The sequence below is a fragment of the Pseudomonas sp. NPDC089547 genome, assembly GCF_050280665.1.
Taxonomy (GTDB): Bacteria; Pseudomonadota; Gammaproteobacteria; order Pseudomonadales; family Pseudomonadaceae; genus Aquipseudomonas.
The window spans coordinates 150,095-167,740 of the sequence record NZ_JBNNVS010000007.1 but is presented as its reverse complement, the minus strand read 5'-3'; the positions used below and the strand labels follow the sequence as shown (position 1 = coordinate 167,740).

The window sequence follows — 17,646 nt, the reverse complement described above, 5'->3', positions numbered from 1 at the left end:
AGCCTTGATTCACGCAGGTTAGCGATCAGAGACAGCCGCGCCTTTGCGCGCAGCCTCCAACCATCCATCAAAGGTTTGTCGATGTGCAGCGATCCAGTCCTTGGCGTGGCGCTGGATGTCTACAATCTTGTCTTCGCCCTCATGCAGCTTGAAATTCTCTGCGGATACGTCTTCAGCAGGGATCTGCACTTGGGAAAGGAATTTGACCAAGGCGGGGTTCTTGGTTGCGAAATCTTTGTTGATGGCCGCCTCAACCTTGTCCTTGGCGAAACCAAGATTCCTTCCGCCGTAAGTGGTGTCCGCGGCATTTTTGTCGCCATCTGGAAGGTCGGTGTTGGGCACCTCCAGCCACACCACGTCGCGGCCTTCGACAAGAATTCCGCCTACCCACTGTGGCAGCCAGGCATAGTAGAAAACAGGCTGACCTTCATTGAAGCGGGCAATGGTGTCAGCGATCAGGGCGGTGTAGGACCCGCGCACATGATTGATGGAGCCATTAAGGCCATAGGCTTTGAGGTGGTGCTCAATGACTAGCTCACACCCCCAGCCTGGGTTGCAGCCCGTGAGGTCAGCCTTGCCATCGTTGTCGGTGTCGAACAGCTTGGCGATTTCCGGCTTTTTCATGTCGGTGAGGTACTTGATGTTGTGCGCCTCAGCCGTTTTCTTGTCGATCATGTAGCCCTGCACCAGTCCTGGCACCATGTCGCCCACGCGCACCATGGTGTCGTCGCCGCCTGCGCGTTTATAGAAGCTCGCGTGCAGCTTTTCCCACAGGTTTACCGTGTAGTCTGCGTCCCCGTAGCTGACCGACAACAGCATGGTCGGGATCTCGGTTTCGTTCGGTGTTTTTACCTCGTAGCCCAGTTCCTTCAAGCCGGCGATGACCACTTCACCGAGAACGCGCTCTTCCATGGCCAGCGGGTACGATGGCCTGACGGTCACGCCATCGCCCGGTTTTTCATAGGAAGCATTGGCGTAGACCGAAGCGAAGCTGATTGCACAGACTGCGAGGCTCTTCAGGAATGCTCGGGGGAGGGTGATCTGAGACATCGTCGTATACCTTTTTATGATTGTTGTTGCGGTTCAACTGATCGAATCTGTTATTTTTCAGGCGGTCGTGCGAGGAGTTGGAACTGGGCCTGCGCCCACAACTCGCAGAACCACGCCGATTGGGCCGGTGTGATACCAGCGCCGGCTTGGGTCGCTGCTACTGCGTTCACCCATGGCCTGTGTCAGGCGATCAAGGAACACTGCGAGGAGCACCAGGCCGATTCCCCCAACAGTAGCTACACCCATGTCCAGCCGGCCAATCCCGCGCAAAACCATCTGACCGAGGCCGCCTACGGAAATCATCGAGGCAATTACGACCATCGAGAGTGAAAGCATCAGTGTCTGGTTAACGCCGGCCATGATGGTCGATGTCGCCAACGGCAATTGGACCCGCACCAGCATCTGCCACGGAGTGCATCCGAAGGCGCGAGCAGCCTCGATTTTTTCCTCAGCAACTTGCCGGATACCTAGGTTGGTCAGACGTACGAGCGGGGGGAGGGCAAACACGATCGTCACCAGCACTCCTGGCACGTTGCCGATCCCGAACAGCATCACCACTGGAACCAGGTAAACGAATGCTGGCAATGTCTGCATTGCATCCAGAACAGGCCGAACGATGCGTTCAGTTCTATTGCTACGAGCGCTGAGGATTCCCAGTGGGATACCAATCACCGCGCAGAAGAAAACCGACGTCAGGACCAATGCGAGTGTAGTCATCGACTCAGACCACACGCCGATAAGCCCTAGCAAGGTCAAGGTTACAAAGCACAGGGCAGCCATTCGCTTGCCAGCCAGCTGCCAACCAAGCAGTGCAGAAAGCAAGATCCCGATGCTTGGCGGGATGCTTTGCAGCGTCCACTCAATGCTGTTGAGCACTTGATCGATGGGCCAGCGGATCGCGCGGAACACATCGCGGAAATTGTGGACCATGTAGTTGAGGGTGCTTTGCACCCAGTCACCCAGGGGGATGGTCGCGGATTGAAACGGATCAAGAAGGCTGAACTCAGACATCGCGGCTTACCTTTTTTGTTTTTCAGTACACGCATCGCATGCTGACAGGGGCTTAGTTACGACTCAGGGTCTGGAGTAATTGGCTCTTGGACAGAGTCCCTGCCAGCGCTCCGTTTCGATCGAGGACGGGTACTGGGTAAGGGAGGTTGGCTGCAAGGCTCAACACTTCGTGTAGCGGGGTATCTGTGTAGATGGGTTGCTGCTCGTGCACTCGGCAGCGATCATCGATAACGCTGTGGCTCTCGACTACGCCCAGCAGTTGGTTGTGTTCATCAACCAGATAATTGAAGGGCACGCCAGCGTTGAGCTGTGGCGCCTTGCCGTTTACTCGGCACACGGTTTCTGGATCGAGTTGGGCGATATCGCCCGCTCGCAGGATCCGAGAGCTATCGAAGCCCTTGAAGAAGGTGCGGACGTACTCATTGGCGGGCTGACTGATCAGTTCCTGGGGAGTACCAATTTGCACGACGCGCCCGCCTTCCATGATCGCGATCCGATGGCCGATCCGGATGGCTTCTTCGATGTCATGGGAAATGAAAATGATGGTGCGCTGTTGCTCGGCTTGCAGCTTGATCAACTCGCCTTGCATCTCGCTGCGGATTAGCGGGTCAAGCGCCGAGAAGGCTTCGTCCATCAGCAGGATATCGGGGTCGTTCGCCAGCGCCCGGGCCAGACCTACCCGCTGCTGCATCCCGCCGGAAAGCTGATGGGGATAACTATTCTCATGGGCAGCGAGCCCGACCTGGCTCAATGCCTCTCGTGCCCGAGCGTGGCGCTCGCTAGCGGGCACGCCTGAGATCTCAAGGCCGAACGCGGTGTTTTCCAGCACGCTCATGTGCGGCATCAGGGCAAACGACTGGAATACCATTGCCATCCCTTTGCGACGTACGTCGAGGAGGGCTTTATCAGAGAGGCCAGTGATCTCGCGTCCATTCAGATGGATGCTGCCAGAGGTTGGCTCAATTAAGCGATTGAAGAGCCGTACCATGGTGGATTTGCCTGAGCCGGACAGGCCCATGATTACGAAAATTTCTCCGCGCTTGACCGAAAAGGTGGCGTCAAATACGCCAACCACATGCCCGGTTTTTTTGAAAATTTCGTCTTTGTTTGCACCTTGGCGGAGCATATCCATCGCGGTTTTAGGGTCGGGCCCGAAAACCTTATAGATGTGCTTTACCGAAAGGATTTCGTTGTTATCACTCATACGACCCTCTTTATTATATTTGTCATCAGCAAGCGTAACCCTCCTTGGCGTAAAACAGGTTACACGACTGGTAGGCTGCTCCATTTTTATGGAGCTGTTACAGAGTGAAGCATTTTTGTGCGGGGGTCGCACTCTATCGATAGATGGTTAGGTAGGTAAGAGGCGTTCGTCTCGTGTTGATGGAGAACTTTGCTGGCATTTACATCATTTACTCTAGGCTGCAAAAGCCCGGTGGAATTGGATGTTGCGGTCTAAAAATATAATGTTTAGGTCTTTGGTCTGTTTTTGGCTTTATAATATTTGTGGTGGAAAACTTAGGGTTATATCTGAATAACCTCGGGGTTATAGATAATGAAGGTATCAGTTGCTCGGATTCGAAATCGCATCTCTGCTAATGATTTTTATATCCAGAACGGTCAAAAACTGATTTTATCTTCAGCGGATTGGGCCAGCTAATCATGTGGGTGAGAATCATTATCCTTTGTCCCTGCTGGTCTTGAATTGGACACGCCTTGTCGAGATAAAAATGAATAATCAAGAGTCTGGCGCTAAGCAAAAAGGGTATCGGCGAATCATCCCGTCCATGACCGCCCTGTTGCAGTTTGAGTCGGTCGCCCGCCTGAACAGCTTTACCCTGGCGGGCAAGGAGCTTGGGGTGTCGCAAGCTGCTGTCAGCAAGCAAATCAAGGTCCTAGAGGAGAATGTGGGTGTGCAGCTTTTCCAGCGCATGCACCGCAACATCTACCTGACAGAGGCGGGTGAAACGCTGTTTGCGATCATCTCTGATGCGCTACAAAACATCGCCAGCGGCTTTGATCAGGTTGTTCAAGGGAGCGAGAAGGAAGAGATCGTGTTGGCCTCTACGGCGCCAGTATCCCAATTTCGAATCATGCCGCGCATCAACACCCTGGTAGACGCTTTGCCCCATGTGAGACTGCGGCTATCCACACAGATGTTCTCAGGCGGCCTACGTGCCCCTGATTACGACATGGACATCCGGTTCGGCAACGGCCATTGGCCGGATGGAGAATCCATTTTGCTGTTCGAGGAGGAGGTGTTCCCGGTCTGTTCGCCCGCCTGGCTTGCGCGAAATTCCATGCCTTCTACTCTTGAGGAGCTTGCCAAGGCAGGACTATTGGACGCTGACTCGACATCCGAGGGCTGGGTAACCTGGCCTAGCTGGTTCAAGGAGCTAGGGATGCCTTCAGGGCGCTTGAACATCAACTTGCGCAGTAGTCTATACACCGATGTGATTCACGCCGCCTTGAACGGCTATGGTATAGCGTTAGGCTGGGGAAGAATGGTGGATCACTATATCGACAGTGGAGCATTGGTAAAGCTGGAGCCATTTGTCGTGCGCCCGAAGGACTCCTATTATCTTGTTCTGCCCAACGGACATACAGTTACACCTAACGTGACGGCGATTGTGCAGTGGCTGCAAAGCAAGGCAGTGCCTGTTACCAATCAACTGGTCCGTGAATAACCTTAGGTTATGCATTTTGGAAAAATAGTGCTTTGACGTACCCCCCCATGGGCTCGAATAATTCAGTCGTTCCTGGCGAACTAAAAACAAGAGCCCGTGAGGATTATAATGAGCACTTCCCCTATTAAATCGCATCGCGAATTGCTGGATTCGCGCAAGCCTGGTTTTGGTATGCCTGGCGAACTCTACAGTCGCCAGGACGTATTCGAAAACGACCTTCAAGTTTTCTTCCATAACCACTGGATCCTCGTTGCTGTTACCGCAGACGTTGAAGAGCCTGGCGACGTCTATACCGTTGATATTGGCAAGGCTTCGATCATCGTTGTACGGGATGACGACGAGCAGGTGCGCGCCTTCCGAAACGTATGCCGTCACCGTGGTGCTCGTTTGAAAGAAGCGGGTAAATCAACGGTCGGCATGCTGGTGTGCCCATACCACCAGTGGACCTACGACCTGGATGGTAGCCTCAAGCATGCTAAGCACATGGGTAAGGCATTCGACCCTGAGTGTCGCAGCCTGATCCCCGTGCACTGCGAAGTCATCGGCACCCACGTGTTTGTGTGCCTGAGCGACAACCCGCCAGAAGATATCAACGTCATGGCTGAAGTCATGCGTCCACGCTTTGAACCGTTCGACCTTACCAACACCAAAATTGCCTACGAACTCGATTACGTCGAGAACGGTAACTGGAAGCTGGTAATGGAGAACAACCGCGAGTGCTATCACTGCGAAGGTACTCATCCTGAGCTGATCGTCTCCTATCAGTCGGAAGACCTGGGCGTCAGCCTTGAAGAGATGAACGAAGAGCAGCGCGCCTCTTACGATGCCTATCAGGTTCGCAAAGCTGGCATCGAAGCTAACTGGGAGAGCGAAGGGCTGCTCTATGAAACATACGAGCAGTTGGCAGACGATGCGCCTACCCAATTCCGCACTCAGCGCATGATCATTGCCGGAAGTGGGGAATCGCAGACGCTGGACACCAAAGTGGCCTGTACCAAGCTGCTCGGCAACCTGACTCGTCGTGATCTTGGCGATACGCACATGTGGGGCAACAACGCCTGGTCTCACGTGATGAGCGATCACGCGATGATCAGCTGGATTTTCCCTCTGTCGCCGGACCGCACCATGGTGCGAACCAAGTGGCTGGTGCACAAGGATGCCGTAGAAGGTGTCGATTACGATCTGCAACGCCTGACCGAGGTGTGGATTGCTACGACGCAGCAGGATGCAAGCCTGGTTGCCATTACTCACAGCGGTACCCAAGACCCTGGCTTCGTGCCTGGTCCTTATTCAGAATTCACCGAGCCGTACGTGGACCAGTTTGCTCGCTGGTATTCCACTCGTCTCGCAGCTAACGGGATTTGACGGTGATGGGTATGGTCGAGAATATTGCTAGCCTCCGGGCTGATCAGCGTTTTGCCGACACTGACCATTGGGCTGCCTTCGGTGTGCAGTGGGCAAGCGGCGAAAGCAAGCGGATTGAATGCCTAAACGTTGTGGATGAAACGCACGACGTGAAGACTTTCATCTTCCATTGTCCGGACTATCACGCTCTGGCTTATGAGCCAGGGCAATTCCTGACCATCTCCCCTGTGATTGAAGGTCAGAGCGTCTCCCGCTGCTACACCTTGTCGTCGACGCCTACAAGGCCGTTCACGTTCTCCATCACGGTTAAGCGTGTACCGGGAGGCGCGGTCTCTAATTGGTTGCACGATAACCTTCGTGCCGGGGATGCTCTTGCGGCGTCTGGGCCAGCGGGGATCTTCACGCCGGTCACCGCGCCGGCGAAGAAACTGCTGTACCTCTCGGCAGGGTCAGGCGTGACGCCGGTAATGGCCATGACCCGTGCAGCAGCTGATCTTCAAGCTGACCTGGATATTGTTTTTGTCCACAGTGCTCGTACGCCTAAAGACATCATCTTCCGGGATGAGCTGGCGCGGCTTGAGCGCTCCATGCCAAGCCTTCGCACCGTTTTCTTCTGCGAAGGGTTGGGCGATGAGCCCGATTGGACTGGTCCCGTCGGCCGACTCTCGGTCGAAGAATTGCAAAGGTTGATCCCTGATTTCAAAGATCGGGAGGTGTTTACCTGTGGCCCTAAGGGCTACATGGATGCCGTGAAAAATCTGCTTGGTTCCGCCGGGTTCGACCTCAAGCGTTATCACCAAGAAAGCTTTGATATCAATGCCGAGGAGGTTGTCGAGGCGCTCGCCGAGCCGGCAGCACCTGGCGTTGCACAAGACACCTTCACCGTGCGACTCGCCCGATCTGGAAAAGAGTTCACCATGACTCCCGACCAGACCGTACTCAGCGCAGCTAAGAAGGCAGGGGCAGTCGTTCCGTCTTCTTGCAGCCAAGGCGTATGCGGGACCTGCAAGACAGCCATTCTTGAGGGTACTGTCGAAATGAAGCACAACGGCGGGATTCGCCAGCGGGAGATCGACAAAGGGCTGCGTTTGCTGTGTTGCAGCCGGCCGACATCAGATCTGGTGGTCGACCTCTAACTCTATAAGCGGCGCCCGGCTACGAAGGCGTGGGCGCCAGTCAATATGAAATTCCTAAGGAGACGTCTGCGTTGTTCTCCAGGTGCTAATTACCTGGTTGTTGGCTGGTGCATGGCTTGCGCCTAGCACCGGCCTTTTTTCATTCGTAAATAGCTGTCATCGAATACGCCGAGCTGGGCTTACCAGCGCTTCAAAAATAAGAAGGATATAGCCGATGCGTGCAAAACAAGGCCTGTTAAAGGGCCTGAACCCGACCGTGACCTTGTGGTCGCTTTCTATCGTCATGGCTTTCGTCGCCTTCTGCGCCACCTATGGAGTAGAAGCAGCCGGGGTTTTCAAAACCGCTTCGGACGCCATCCTTGATAACTTCAAATGGTTTTATCTCGCACTCGTGAGCGGTGTGTTGGGTGTGCTGATTGTCATCGGCTTCAGCCGATACGGCTCCTTGAAGCTTGGGCGGCCAGAGGAAAAGCCGGAGTTCAGCTTCCCTGCCTGGATCTCCATGCTTTTCAGCGCCGGAATGGGTGTTGGTCTGATCTTCTGGTCGGTGGCCGAACCTGTACTTCACTATGCCAATAACCCTTTTGTGCCGGGCTTCACCGACGAAGCCGCCACCGTGTCCATGCGCATTACGATGCTGCACTGGGGACTGCACCCGTGGGCAATCTTCACCATCATCGGCCTGGGATTGGCTTACTTCGCTTACCGTGAAGGCTTGCCGCTGGCGCTGAGGTCGATTCTTTATCCACTGATCGGCAATCGAATCTATGGCCCTATCGGGCACACAGTCGACATCATCGGTGCTGTGGTGACCGCTTTTGGTGTTTCCCAGGCGCTGGGGCTGGGGGTCGAGCAGATCAACATGGGCCTGAACCACGTGTTTGGCTTCCCAGTCAGCCTTTCATTCAAGCTTGGCATCATCGTGGTCGTAACGCTCGTCGCCTCTGTATCGCTGCTGGTTGGCGTTTCTAAGGGCATGAAGCGCATGTGCACGCTGAACATGTGGCTCTCGCTTGCTCTGATGGGAATTGTTCTGGCGCTGGGGCCGACCAACTACATCATGAACCTGATGTTCGAAACGACCGGTGACTACCTTCAGCACATCGTGGGCATGAGTTTCTGGACCGATGCCCAGGCTAATACTCCATGGCAGAAGACTTGGACGGCGTTCTACTGGCCGTGGTGGATGACCTGGGGGCCATTCGTAGGGCTGTTCATCGCGCGTATTTCGCGCGGCCGTACTGTCCGTGAACTGATTGGTGGGGCATTGGTAGTGCCTACCTTGGTAACCCTGATCTGGATGTCTGTATTCGGTGGTACTGCCCTGAAGGATGAGCAACAGGCACGTCATGCTTACGCCAGCCTTCCAGTTGCAGAGCAAGCCGTCGCAGGTCCTTTTCAAGGTGGCCCAATCCTAGAGGAAACTCGCCGAGAAACCACCACTGCGATGTTCACCTTCCTCGGCAGGTTGGACGGCCCGTTGATAGGTGGGATCTTGAGCCTTGCGATCTGCTTCTTGCTCGCCGTTCACTTCGTCACGGCCGCTGATGCGGGCACTCAGGTGATTTCCACACTCAACTCATCCGGGGCGATTAATTCACCGAAATGGAACCGGGTAATGTGGTGTGTGTTGGAGGGCGCGATTGCGGGCAGCCTTATCGTGGCGGGTGGTTTAACAGCGATTCAGCTGGCAAGCATTGTGGTTGGATTGCCTATCGCAATTTATATGATGATTACAGCGTACAGCCTCACCCGTAGCTTGTTCTCGAATGCAGATTTAATTTCACCAACCGCTGTCATGGAGTCTCAGGCATCCTCCCAGCTAGAAAGCGTCCATCCATGAGAAATACCGTAGAAAATAAGTGATTTAGGCGTGCTACCCAAATGAACGATAAATATGCCGCTCTCATTTAAGACATTATTGAAGTACGCATATCAGGAGTAGCCAGACAGAGCCTTGGCTCCCGAAGGGGGCCAAGGAAGCTGTCACTGGCCATGTCACACTTCCAGCGCTCGCCTCCCTCCTCACCGCGGCGGGTCTGCTGGCCTTGAGCCTGTGGCTTACGGGAGGCGACTGCTGGGTGGCCCAAGCTCCACTCTCGGCGAATCTTTAGACTCTTCTAATGGAAAAACCTTATGACTAAGGTTTGCGTGTCTAAGCACCTTCTGGCAACGTCATGTCCAAAGCTTGCCGCGACAAGCTTTAGCATCATCGCGGAGCACTGACGTCCGTCTGCCCGGAGGCGAGCAAAGCGCCACGAACGAACCCCTCTCGGAGCCTTCGTTCAATGAAGTCCCGAACGTATTCGGCACCTGCTGGCTTGTTGCAAGGAACTGCCATTGCCTGGCGGATGGCCGTGAAAGCATCAGCTAGAACGCGGTAGCGTGGGTCGCGAGCCGCGAACTGCTCCAGGGGCTGGCGGACTCCGGCCGCAGCATCGAGATGCTGGTGAATGAATAGATCGACTGCCCCGATCGATGTCTCTGCACGCTCCAGTGACGCATGCTTTAACGTCCTGGTCAGATATAAATCATATGCCGCGCCTTTGCCTACGCCGAGTCGCAGACCGGGGCGATCTAGCTCCTCTACTTGTTGAAAAGGCGAGTTCTGCCCAACTAGATAAGTGCCTTCGATGAGCACATATGGAGCACTAAACAGGATCTGCTCTTCGCGCACCGGCTCGATTGCTAGGAAAGCCACTGTCCAATGCTCCTCTTCCTCCAAGGCAGCGAACACCTTTCCCGCTGCATCGTAGGTGCGCATCTCTAGCCTGCTGCCCAGTTCTTCAGCGAGAGATTTGGCTAGCGCGACCGATACGCCTCGCGCTTCACCATCCTCACCATCCTCACCACGTTGAGCCAGAACAGGGTTACCGTAGTTGATCGCAGCGCGCAGGATACCGTCAGGTGCGAGGTCGGCGAGCACTTGCTGGATGGTGAAGTTCATCGTTACTCCAAGGTCAGAAAATGGGCAGGGTGTAGGTGAGGATCAAACGGTTTTCGTCGGCGCCGCGTGCAAAGCTTGAACGGTAGCTCGCGTTACGCCAACGCACGGCGAGGTTCTTCAGCGACCCGGACTGGAACACATACTGGATTTCTGTATTGCGTTCCCATTCATGGCCATTGCCATTACTGATAGCCGCGTCTGCGTGGTCACCGCTGACATATCGAGTCATGAAGGTCAGTCCGGGGATGCCCATTGCGACAAAGTTATAGTCGTAACGCAACTGCCAGGACCTCTCATCTGGTTCAGCGAAATCGTTGATCTGAATGTAGTTGGTCAGGTAGGGGTCAGTACCGTTGAGATAGGGCATTGAAGTGCCGCCGAGCATCTTCTGTAAACCCAGTCCAAAGGCATGGCCACCCAGGCTGTAGGTGAACATACCGGACAGTGCGCGACTGTCGATGTTGCCTCCCAAGGCACGGCCCTTGTCATCACTGTCCATGAATCGCAGATCAGTTTTGAGCGTGCCTGGACCAATCGAAGCACTATGATTCAGGCCGAGGAAATGCTGACCGTACACCTCTTCTAGCTCAGCGTATTGATAACTCAATTGCAGGTTTTTGCTTGCTTGATAGTCGGCACCCCCAACCCAGAATGCATCCCCCTCAGCGTTGCCAGCGAAGCGACGATTCTTGTTGTTCAGCGTGATCGGCACGGCGTCGGTGGAGTCGCGATCGGTCAGTCGATCGAAGCGCGCGGCCGTGAAGCTCAGCGCATCGAGTTCCTTGACGGTGAGCACGCCTCCTTCGAAGGTCTGAGGAAGTATCCGACCGGTGTTGGCTTGCACAGTGACTAACTTGGGAATGTGTGTGCCGTATTTGAGTTCGCTCTGCGAAATGCGCACCTTGCCAGTCAGCCCGAGTCGACTGAACTCGTCGGCGGCACGTCCATCATCGTGAGTAGGCAGGAGGCCTGTACCCGTTCGGTCAGGGCTGGAGTCTAATTTGACGCCGAGCATAGCCAGCGCATCGAGGCCAAACCCAATGGTGCCTGCGGTGTAGCCGGAGCGAGCATCCAGGGTGAAACCTTGAGCCCATTCTTCTCGCTTGTTTTGCCCTGCACCATCGCGGAAGTAGCGGTTTACGTAGAAGTTGGTGGTTTGAAAGGTCAACTTTCCTTCGTCTATGAACCCCTCTGCACTGGCACAGGCTACGACCAGGGTAGGGGACACAGCGAATAGCTTACGTGCAATTTTGTTTTTGTTACGCACGGTCAACTCCAGTGAGTCACTGATGTGTTTTAGAAAGGTAAGGAGTAGATGGCGGTAACAGGTGGTTACCGCCAGATGAGTCACGTCAGGACTTGATCAGTCGACGGAGCACCAGGGTCAACAGGGCGGAAAGCAGCAACATGCCACCCATGAAGAGCGTGCCAACAGTGAAGGAGCCGGTGAGATCTTTCAGCCAGCCCACCATGAACGGGCCAACGAAACCACCAAAGGTGCCGACTGAGTTGATGAAGGCCAAGCCGCCGGCAGCCGCAGCGCCGCTGAGGAAGCTGGTGGGAATGCTCCAGAAAATTGCACGAGCGGTGGTCGCCCCCAATACCGCGATGCAGATCCCGAGCAATGCTGGCACCAGTTGAGAGAACATCGCCGCTGCGCCCATGCCAACTGCGCCCAGCAGGCAGCAGAGCATAAGGTTCAGTGTCTTCTTCCCGTTGCGGTCGACTTTCTTTGCCCACAGCAGCATGCCGATGGTGGCAAAAATGTACGGTACCGAGGAAAGCATCGCGGTGCTGGTAACGTCTAAGCCATGCGATCTCAGAATGGTCGGCAGCCAGATACCGATGCCGTAGGAACCCAAGACGAAGCCAAATTGGATCACGGTCAGCAGAAGGACTCGCGGATCTTTGAATGCGCCTAGGAGATCTTTCTTTTCTTTCTGCCGGTTTTCGGCAGCCAGCATTTTCTCCAGTGCTTCACGTTCATCGTTGGTCAGCCAGTGTGCTTCAGATGGCTTGTCTCGCAGTTTGAACAGAACCACTATACCGATCAGCGACGCGGGCAGACCTTGAATGATGAACATCCACTGCCAGCCATGCAGGCCGCCGATGCCTTGCATGTTCAGCAGAAGAGCCGAGAACGGTCCGCTGATGATCGACGACACCGGAACGCCGACCATGAACCAGGCAAGGATGCGGGTGCGGTACTGAGCCGGGAACCAGCAAGCGAGGTAAAAAGCCACTCCAGGGAAGAAGCCTGCCTCCGCCACGCCTAAGATGAAGCGGGCAAGATAGAACGTGTATGGGCCGATCACGAAGGCAGTAGCGGCAGCAGCAATGCCCCAAGTGATCATGATTCGGGCGAGCCAGCGGCGGGCGCCGTAGCGATACAGCGCCAAATTGCTTGGAACCTCCAACAGACAGTAACCTGCAAACAAGATCCCTGCGCCCCAGCCAAACTGGGTTGCGGTCATGCCGAGGTCAGCATTCATGGTTAGAGCGGCAAAGCCAACGCTTGTCCGGTCGATGTAATTGAACACAAAAGCAAGAATCAGCAGGGGCAGCATTTGCCACGCGCATTTGTTGACGGCGCGACGTTGCAGTTCTTGCTCATGCGGGGTGGCCTGGCCGGCAGGGGCGGCCTGAATTGTTACGCTCATGATGCATCTCCAGGGCGGGCTCGTGGCCCGCCAAGTTTTTATAATTGGAATCTGTGATGAAGCGTCGGAAGCGAACTCCCGTTAAAGCTGAACTGCCTCGGTCTGCGCGGCATTGGCCTGCTGTGCAGGGGCCAGCAGGCTGTCGAGTACATACGGCAGGATGCCGCCATTTCGGAAGTACACTGCCTCGATCGCAGTATCGATGCGTGCGAGCAGGGTTACGTCCTGTTGGCTGCCATCCTTGCGGGTGATGCGCAGGGTCACGTTTTGCCCGGGCTCGACACCGTCCTCGATGCCCAACAGGTCAAATGCTTCCGAACCCTCTAGGCCCAAGCTACGGGCGTCCTCGCCCGGATTGAATTGCAGCGGCAGCACGCCCAGCCCGGCCAAGTTATTGCGGTGAATGCGCTCGAAGCTCTTGGCAATCACAGCGCGTACTCCGAGCAGGCGGGTTCCCTTGGCTGCCCAGTCACGGCTGGAGCCGGTACCGTATTCTTCGCCGGCGAAAATCAATGCCGGCACGCCTTGCGCCAAGTAGTCGCGGGATGCTTCGAATAGGCCGGTACGCTCCCCGGTGGGTTGCAGCAGCGTATACGGGCCCTCGTCTGCCGCACCGTCGGCCTTGACCGGCAGCATCAGGTTCTTCAGTCGGACATTGGCAAAGGTGCCCCGTACCATCACTTCAAAGTGGCCACGACGTGCACCGTAGGTGTTGAAATCGTGCGGCTCAACGCCGTGCTCGGCCAACCAGCGGCCCGCGCTGGAATCGCGCCCAATCGAACCGGCCGGGCTGATGTGGTCAGTTGTGATTGAGTCGCCGAGGATAGCCAGCGCGCGAGCATTCCTGATCGGCTTGCCGGCGTCCTTCGTGTCAAAGAAGTCCGGCTCGGCGGCGTAAGTGGAGGCCGGCCAGTCATACACATCGCCAGTAGCGGCAGCGATGTTGTTCCACAAGTCGTGGTCGCGGGTCAGGTCGGCGTACCATTCCTTGTACAGCTTCGGATTGGCAGCGTTGACCGATAGAGCCTTGATCTCATCATTGCTCGGCCAAAGATCATTCAGCATGACCGGCTTGCATTCAGCGTCGAAACCAAGCGGCTCACGTGCCAGGTCACAACGAGTGCTCCCGGCAAGGGCAAAAGCGATCACCAGAGGCGGGCTGGCCAGGAAGTTCGCGCGCAGGTTGCTGTGGATGCGAGCCTCGAAGTTGCGGTTGCCAGAGAGCACGGCGCTGCACACGAGGTCGTTGCCGACTACGACTTTCTCCAGGGCCGGGTCCAGTGGGCCGATATTGCCCACGCAGGCGCCACAGCCGTAAGCAGCGATATCGAAGCCCAGCTGGCTCAGCGGCTCGGTCAGGCCGGCGTCCTGCAAATAGGCGGTCACCACACGCGAACCAGGAGTGAACAGAGTCTTTACCCAAGGCTTGGCCTTCAGCCCGCGGCGCGCAGCGTTGCGGGCCAACAGGCCGGCCGCAATCAGCAGCTCCGGGTTAGAGGTGTTGGTGCAAGAAGTGATGGCAGCAACTAGCACGTCGCCGTGGCCTACTTCATAGGTGTGGGCATTACCCGCAGCGTCGTGGGCACTGACAGGGTAACGCTCTTCGAGCTGCTCGGCCTGCTTGGAGTAACCGCCGCTTTTCGCGTCTTGCAGCATGACTTCGTCGAAGCGCTGACCCAGTGCGCTCAGGTCGACACGGTCCTGAGGGCGCTTGGGGCCCGACACGCAGGGGATGATGGCGTCAAGGTCGACTACGATGACCTGGGAATAGTCGATCGAACCGCTGGCCGGCGATCCGAATAGCCCCTGGGCTTCAAAGTAGCTACGGATCAGCTCGACCTGCTCGGCGCTACGGCCGGTTTGGGCGTAATAATCGAGGGTCTTTTCATCGACCGGGAAGAACCCGGTGGTGGCGCCATATTCCGGTGCCATGTTGGCGATCGTGGCACGATCGGTAGCACTCAGAGAACCGGCGCCTGCGCCGAAGAATTCCACGAGTTTACCCACTACTTTAGCGGCCCGCAGTGTCTGAGTGATCTGCAATACTGCGTCTGTCGCGGTGACACCTGGTCGCAATTGCCCTTTCAGTTCTACACCGACCACATCCGGCATCAGCATGTACACCGGCTGGCCGAGCATGCCGGCTTCGGCCTCAATACCACCTACGCCCCAGCCGAGCACGCCGATGCCATTGATCATAGTGGTATGGCTATCGGTGCCGACCAGTGTGTCGGGATAGACGAGACCTTCTTTTTCGATCACGCCTTGGGCCAAGTATTCCAGGTTGATCTGGTGGCAAATCCCGATGCCAGGTGGAATCACCTTGAATGTCTCGAAGGCCTGCATACCCCATTTCATGAGTTCGTAGCGCTCACGGTTGCGACGGAACTCGACCTCCATGTTTTTGCGCAATGCGTTCGGTACGTTCGAATATTCGGTCTGGACAGAGTGGTCGACCACCATGTGAACAGGCACCAAAGGTTCGATCGCCTTCGGGTTAGCTCCGCGTTTTTCAGCTTGGCTACGCATTGCGGCCAAGTCTGTCAGCAGTGGAATCCCGGTGAAATCCTGTAGCAGCACTCGGCCGACAACGAACGGAATCTCGGTCTCGCGTACAGCGTTCGGTTTCCAGGTGGCCAGATCCGTCACATGCGAAGTCAGAACTTTTTTGCCATCACGGTTGCGCAGCACCGACTCGAGCAAGATACGGATGACCACTGGCAACCGGCTGATTCCGCCAAACCCCGCATCTTCGATTGCGGCCAAGGCATGGTAGGCATAGAGACGGCCATCGGATGTGTTGAATGTCCGCAGGCTGGAGAAGTGAGAGGTCTCGTTCATCGTTTATCTCGGCAGGCTAATTCTTGTGGGGTTCAAAACTGGAACAGCTTGGCAGGGGTTTTCCAAAGCACTGCATCGCGCAGCTCCTCGCTGTTGAGCCAGGTGCGCTGTCGTTCAAGCTGTAATGGGTAACTTTCGGTACTCTCATGCTGGGTAAATGGCCAGTCACTCGCCCAAAGCAGCCGTTCACCTCCAAGCGCCTGTATCAGCATGGGTGCAGCCTGGTCGGCAGTCTCGGGGCCAAAACGAAAAGCGCCGGACAATTTGACCCAGACCAGCCGCGAAGCTGCGGCATCAAGCAACCATTGAAATCCAGGGTCTTCAATGCCGAGCTTTGAATCCGGCATACCGAAATGATCGACTACGACGAAAACGCCGGCGTCGATGAGTGGCTGTACGCTTTGCGATAAGCGTGAGGCACGGTCGTTGATCTCGATGTGCCAACGGTGCTCTCGGCAGAAAGCGATGATTTTGTTCCAGGCAGCGGAGGTGAAGTCTGGGATGGGTAAATTGCCCGTGAGGTTGATGCGAATCCCAACGACGCCTGCTGCGGCATAGTCTTCGAGCCGGTTGAAATCCGTATTCGGATTGATAGCCACCACACCTCGCAGACGACCAGAGGCTCGGCGCAGGCAGTCGAGCAAGTAACTGTTATCCGTGCCCAGAATGCTCAGGGCAACCAGAACGCCATGCTCAGTGCCGTTGTCGTCGAGCTGGGCGATGTAATCTGAATAGCTTGCGTCATAGCGCGGCGTGAACCGTCGGCTCTGAATGAGCGGCAGGCCACGATGGAAAGCGTGAGCGTGCGTATCTACGGTGGGGCGAGCGTTGCGGATCATCAAGGCTACCTCTCTGTCGGCATGATTGTTTATTTTTCGACGAAAGCGCAATTAGATTAGACGCAACAAATTGTGTTTGTCAACGCACAAGCGCAGAGGTGTCTTTTGGCCGCAAAAAAAAGACCGCCTGGGCAGGCGGTCTTTTTGAGAGATTCTAGGAAAATCAGTGAGTAGGGGCTGGGTGCTCGAAGATTGTGGACACCGCCTTCTTCCGACGAGCTGCCTCGATGTGCTGACGCATGAGGCTTGCAGCAAGCAGGTTGTCGCCTTGTTCGATAGCGGAAAGGATGTCCAGGTGCTCACGGGCGAGGGCCTGGCGCGGCAGATCATGGCGAGATTGCCGGTACTCGGCCAGCCGGCGCATTTGGTCGAGTCGACGCAGTGTTTGCAACGAAAAACGGTTGCCGGACCATTGAGCAATGGTTTCGTGGAATCGCGCGTTCGACTCGAAGCGCTCAATGCTGGTCATGGTTTGATATCCGCCGTCCAGGATGGCTTGCTGCTCCAGGCGCAAGCCTTGCAGTTGCTCCATATCCGGTGTGAAGCGGGCGCTGAGGATACCCGCCGGTTCGATTGCCAGACGCAGGCTGTACATATCGTCATAGGCTTCCAGCGAGTCGATCATGGGCAAGAATTTCCAGCCATAGCCCACTTCCTTTTCAGCCCATCCCTCGCTTTGAGCGCGGCTCAGGACTTTGCCAATCTCCGCTCTGGAGGCATCCAGAAGTCGAGTGAGATCCGCTTCGGTCACTGAATCGGGAACCAATCCATCAAAGCGCGCTTCGGCCAAGCGCAGATAGAGAGGATCGTCCACCTCTTGCAAGTGGACCTTGAGCGTATGAGGGAGGTTATCAACGTCCCCTTCGAGGTGGTATCCCCGATTGCGGTCATAGCGCATAACACCAGCATCCACGAGGCACTCCAAGGCTACCTTGACCGGTGAGCGCGACGTACCGATCAGTTTTGCCAAAGTCCATTCGGGCAGGTGCGTTCCTTGCGCGATGCGTTCACGACGCACGTAATTGATGATCTCGCGTAGCGCTTTGCGTTGGCTGGTTGTGAGGTCGAGTGTCATGGCGGGACGTTCAGCAATGGTGATGCTGATGAATA

13 protein-coding genes are annotated in these 17,646 nt (G+C 56.0%); 4 read left to right on the top strand and 9 right to left on the bottom strand.

What is annotated here, in order from left to right:
* Window positions 1–18 precede the first annotated feature (18 nt).
* The 3 genes from proX to ACQKPZ_RS07645 are packed head-to-tail and all read right to left on the bottom strand — an operon-like array spanning window position 19 to window position 3,265.
* A complete protein-coding gene (gene proX / locus ACQKPZ_RS07655) occupies window positions 19–1,050 on the bottom strand; it encodes a glycine betaine/L-proline ABC transporter substrate-binding protein ProX (protein ID WP_427536624.1) in 1,032 nt (343 codons plus the stop codon).
* A 57-nt stretch (window positions 1,051–1,107) separates the two neighbouring features.
* Window positions 1,108–2,061 (bottom strand): glycine betaine/L-proline ABC transporter permease ProW, encoded by a 954-nt coding sequence (proW, locus tag ACQKPZ_RS07650; RefSeq protein ID WP_427536622.1) that lies wholly within the window; start codon window positions 2,059–2,061, stop codon window positions 1,108–1,110.
* 52 nt (window positions 2,062–2,113) lie between these two features.
* Window positions 2,114–3,265, bottom strand: a complete 1,152-nt coding sequence (locus ACQKPZ_RS07645; RefSeq protein WP_427536620.1) for a quaternary amine ABC transporter ATP-binding protein — start codon at window positions 3,263–3,265, stop codon at window positions 2,114–2,116.
* Window positions 3,266–3,791: 526 nt separating this feature from the next.
* Between ACQKPZ_RS07645 and ACQKPZ_RS07640 the strand changes: the two genes are divergently transcribed.
* The 4 genes from ACQKPZ_RS07640 (at window position 3,792) to ACQKPZ_RS07625 (ending at window position 9,092) form a co-directional block, all read left to right on the top strand.
* Window positions 3,792–4,748 carry a LysR substrate-binding domain-containing protein gene (locus ACQKPZ_RS07640; RefSeq protein ID WP_427536618.1) on the top strand — a complete coding sequence of 319 codons (957 nt, stop codon included), beginning with the start codon at window positions 3,792–3,794 and terminating at the stop codon, window positions 4,746–4,748.
* A 108-nt stretch (window positions 4,749–4,856) separates the two neighbouring features.
* Entirely contained in the window at window positions 4,857–6,113 is a 1,257-nt protein-coding gene (locus ACQKPZ_RS07635) for an aromatic ring-hydroxylating oxygenase subunit alpha (protein WP_427536616.1), read from the top strand.
* Window positions 6,114–6,118: 5 nt separating this feature from the next.
* Window positions 6,119–7,249 carry an FAD-binding oxidoreductase gene (locus tag ACQKPZ_RS07630; protein ID WP_427536614.1) on the top strand — a complete coding sequence of 377 codons (1,131 nt, stop codon included), beginning with the start codon at window positions 6,119–6,121 and terminating at the stop codon, window positions 7,247–7,249.
* 214 nt (window positions 7,250–7,463) lie between these two features.
* Window positions 7,464–9,092 (top strand): BCCT family transporter, encoded by a 1,629-nt coding sequence (locus ACQKPZ_RS07625; RefSeq protein ID WP_427536612.1) that lies wholly within the window; start codon window positions 7,464–7,466, stop codon window positions 9,090–9,092.
* 366 nt (window positions 9,093–9,458) lie between these two features.
* Here the strand turns inward: ACQKPZ_RS07625 and ACQKPZ_RS07620 are convergent, their stop codons facing one another.
* The 6 genes from ACQKPZ_RS07620 to ACQKPZ_RS07595 form a co-directional block, all read right to left on the bottom strand.
* Window positions 9,459–10,196: a transporter substrate-binding domain-containing protein gene (locus ACQKPZ_RS07620; RefSeq protein ID WP_427536610.1), complete on the bottom strand. Its 738-nt coding sequence runs from the start codon at window positions 10,194–10,196 to the stop codon at window positions 9,459–9,461.
* Between the two features lie 13 nt (window positions 10,197–10,209).
* Complete coding sequence (locus ACQKPZ_RS07615; RefSeq protein WP_427536608.1) at window positions 10,210–11,463, bottom strand: OprD family porin; 1,254 nt, start codon at window positions 11,461–11,463, stop codon at window positions 10,210–10,212.
* 85 nt (window positions 11,464–11,548) lie between these two features.
* Window positions 11,549–12,856, bottom strand: coding sequence for an MFS transporter (locus tag ACQKPZ_RS07610; RefSeq protein ID WP_427536606.1), 1,308 nt, complete (start codon window positions 12,854–12,856; stop codon window positions 11,549–11,551).
* An 81-nt stretch (window positions 12,857–12,937) separates the two neighbouring features.
* Entirely contained in the window at window positions 12,938–15,697 is a 2,760-nt protein-coding gene (acnA, locus tag ACQKPZ_RS07605; RefSeq protein ID WP_427536604.1) for an aconitate hydratase AcnA, read from the bottom strand.
* Between the two features lie 32 nt (window positions 15,698–15,729).
* Window positions 15,730–16,536 carry an amidohydrolase family protein gene (locus tag ACQKPZ_RS07600; RefSeq protein ID WP_427536602.1) on the bottom strand — a complete coding sequence of 269 codons (807 nt, stop codon included), beginning with the start codon at window positions 16,534–16,536 and terminating at the stop codon, window positions 15,730–15,732.
* Between the two features lie 163 nt (window positions 16,537–16,699).
* On the bottom strand, window positions 16,700–17,611 hold the full coding sequence (locus tag ACQKPZ_RS07595) for a GntR family transcriptional regulator (RefSeq protein ID WP_427536600.1): 912 nt from the start codon (window positions 17,609–17,611) through the stop codon (window positions 16,700–16,702).
* Between the last annotated feature and the right edge of the window lie 35 nt (window positions 17,612–17,646).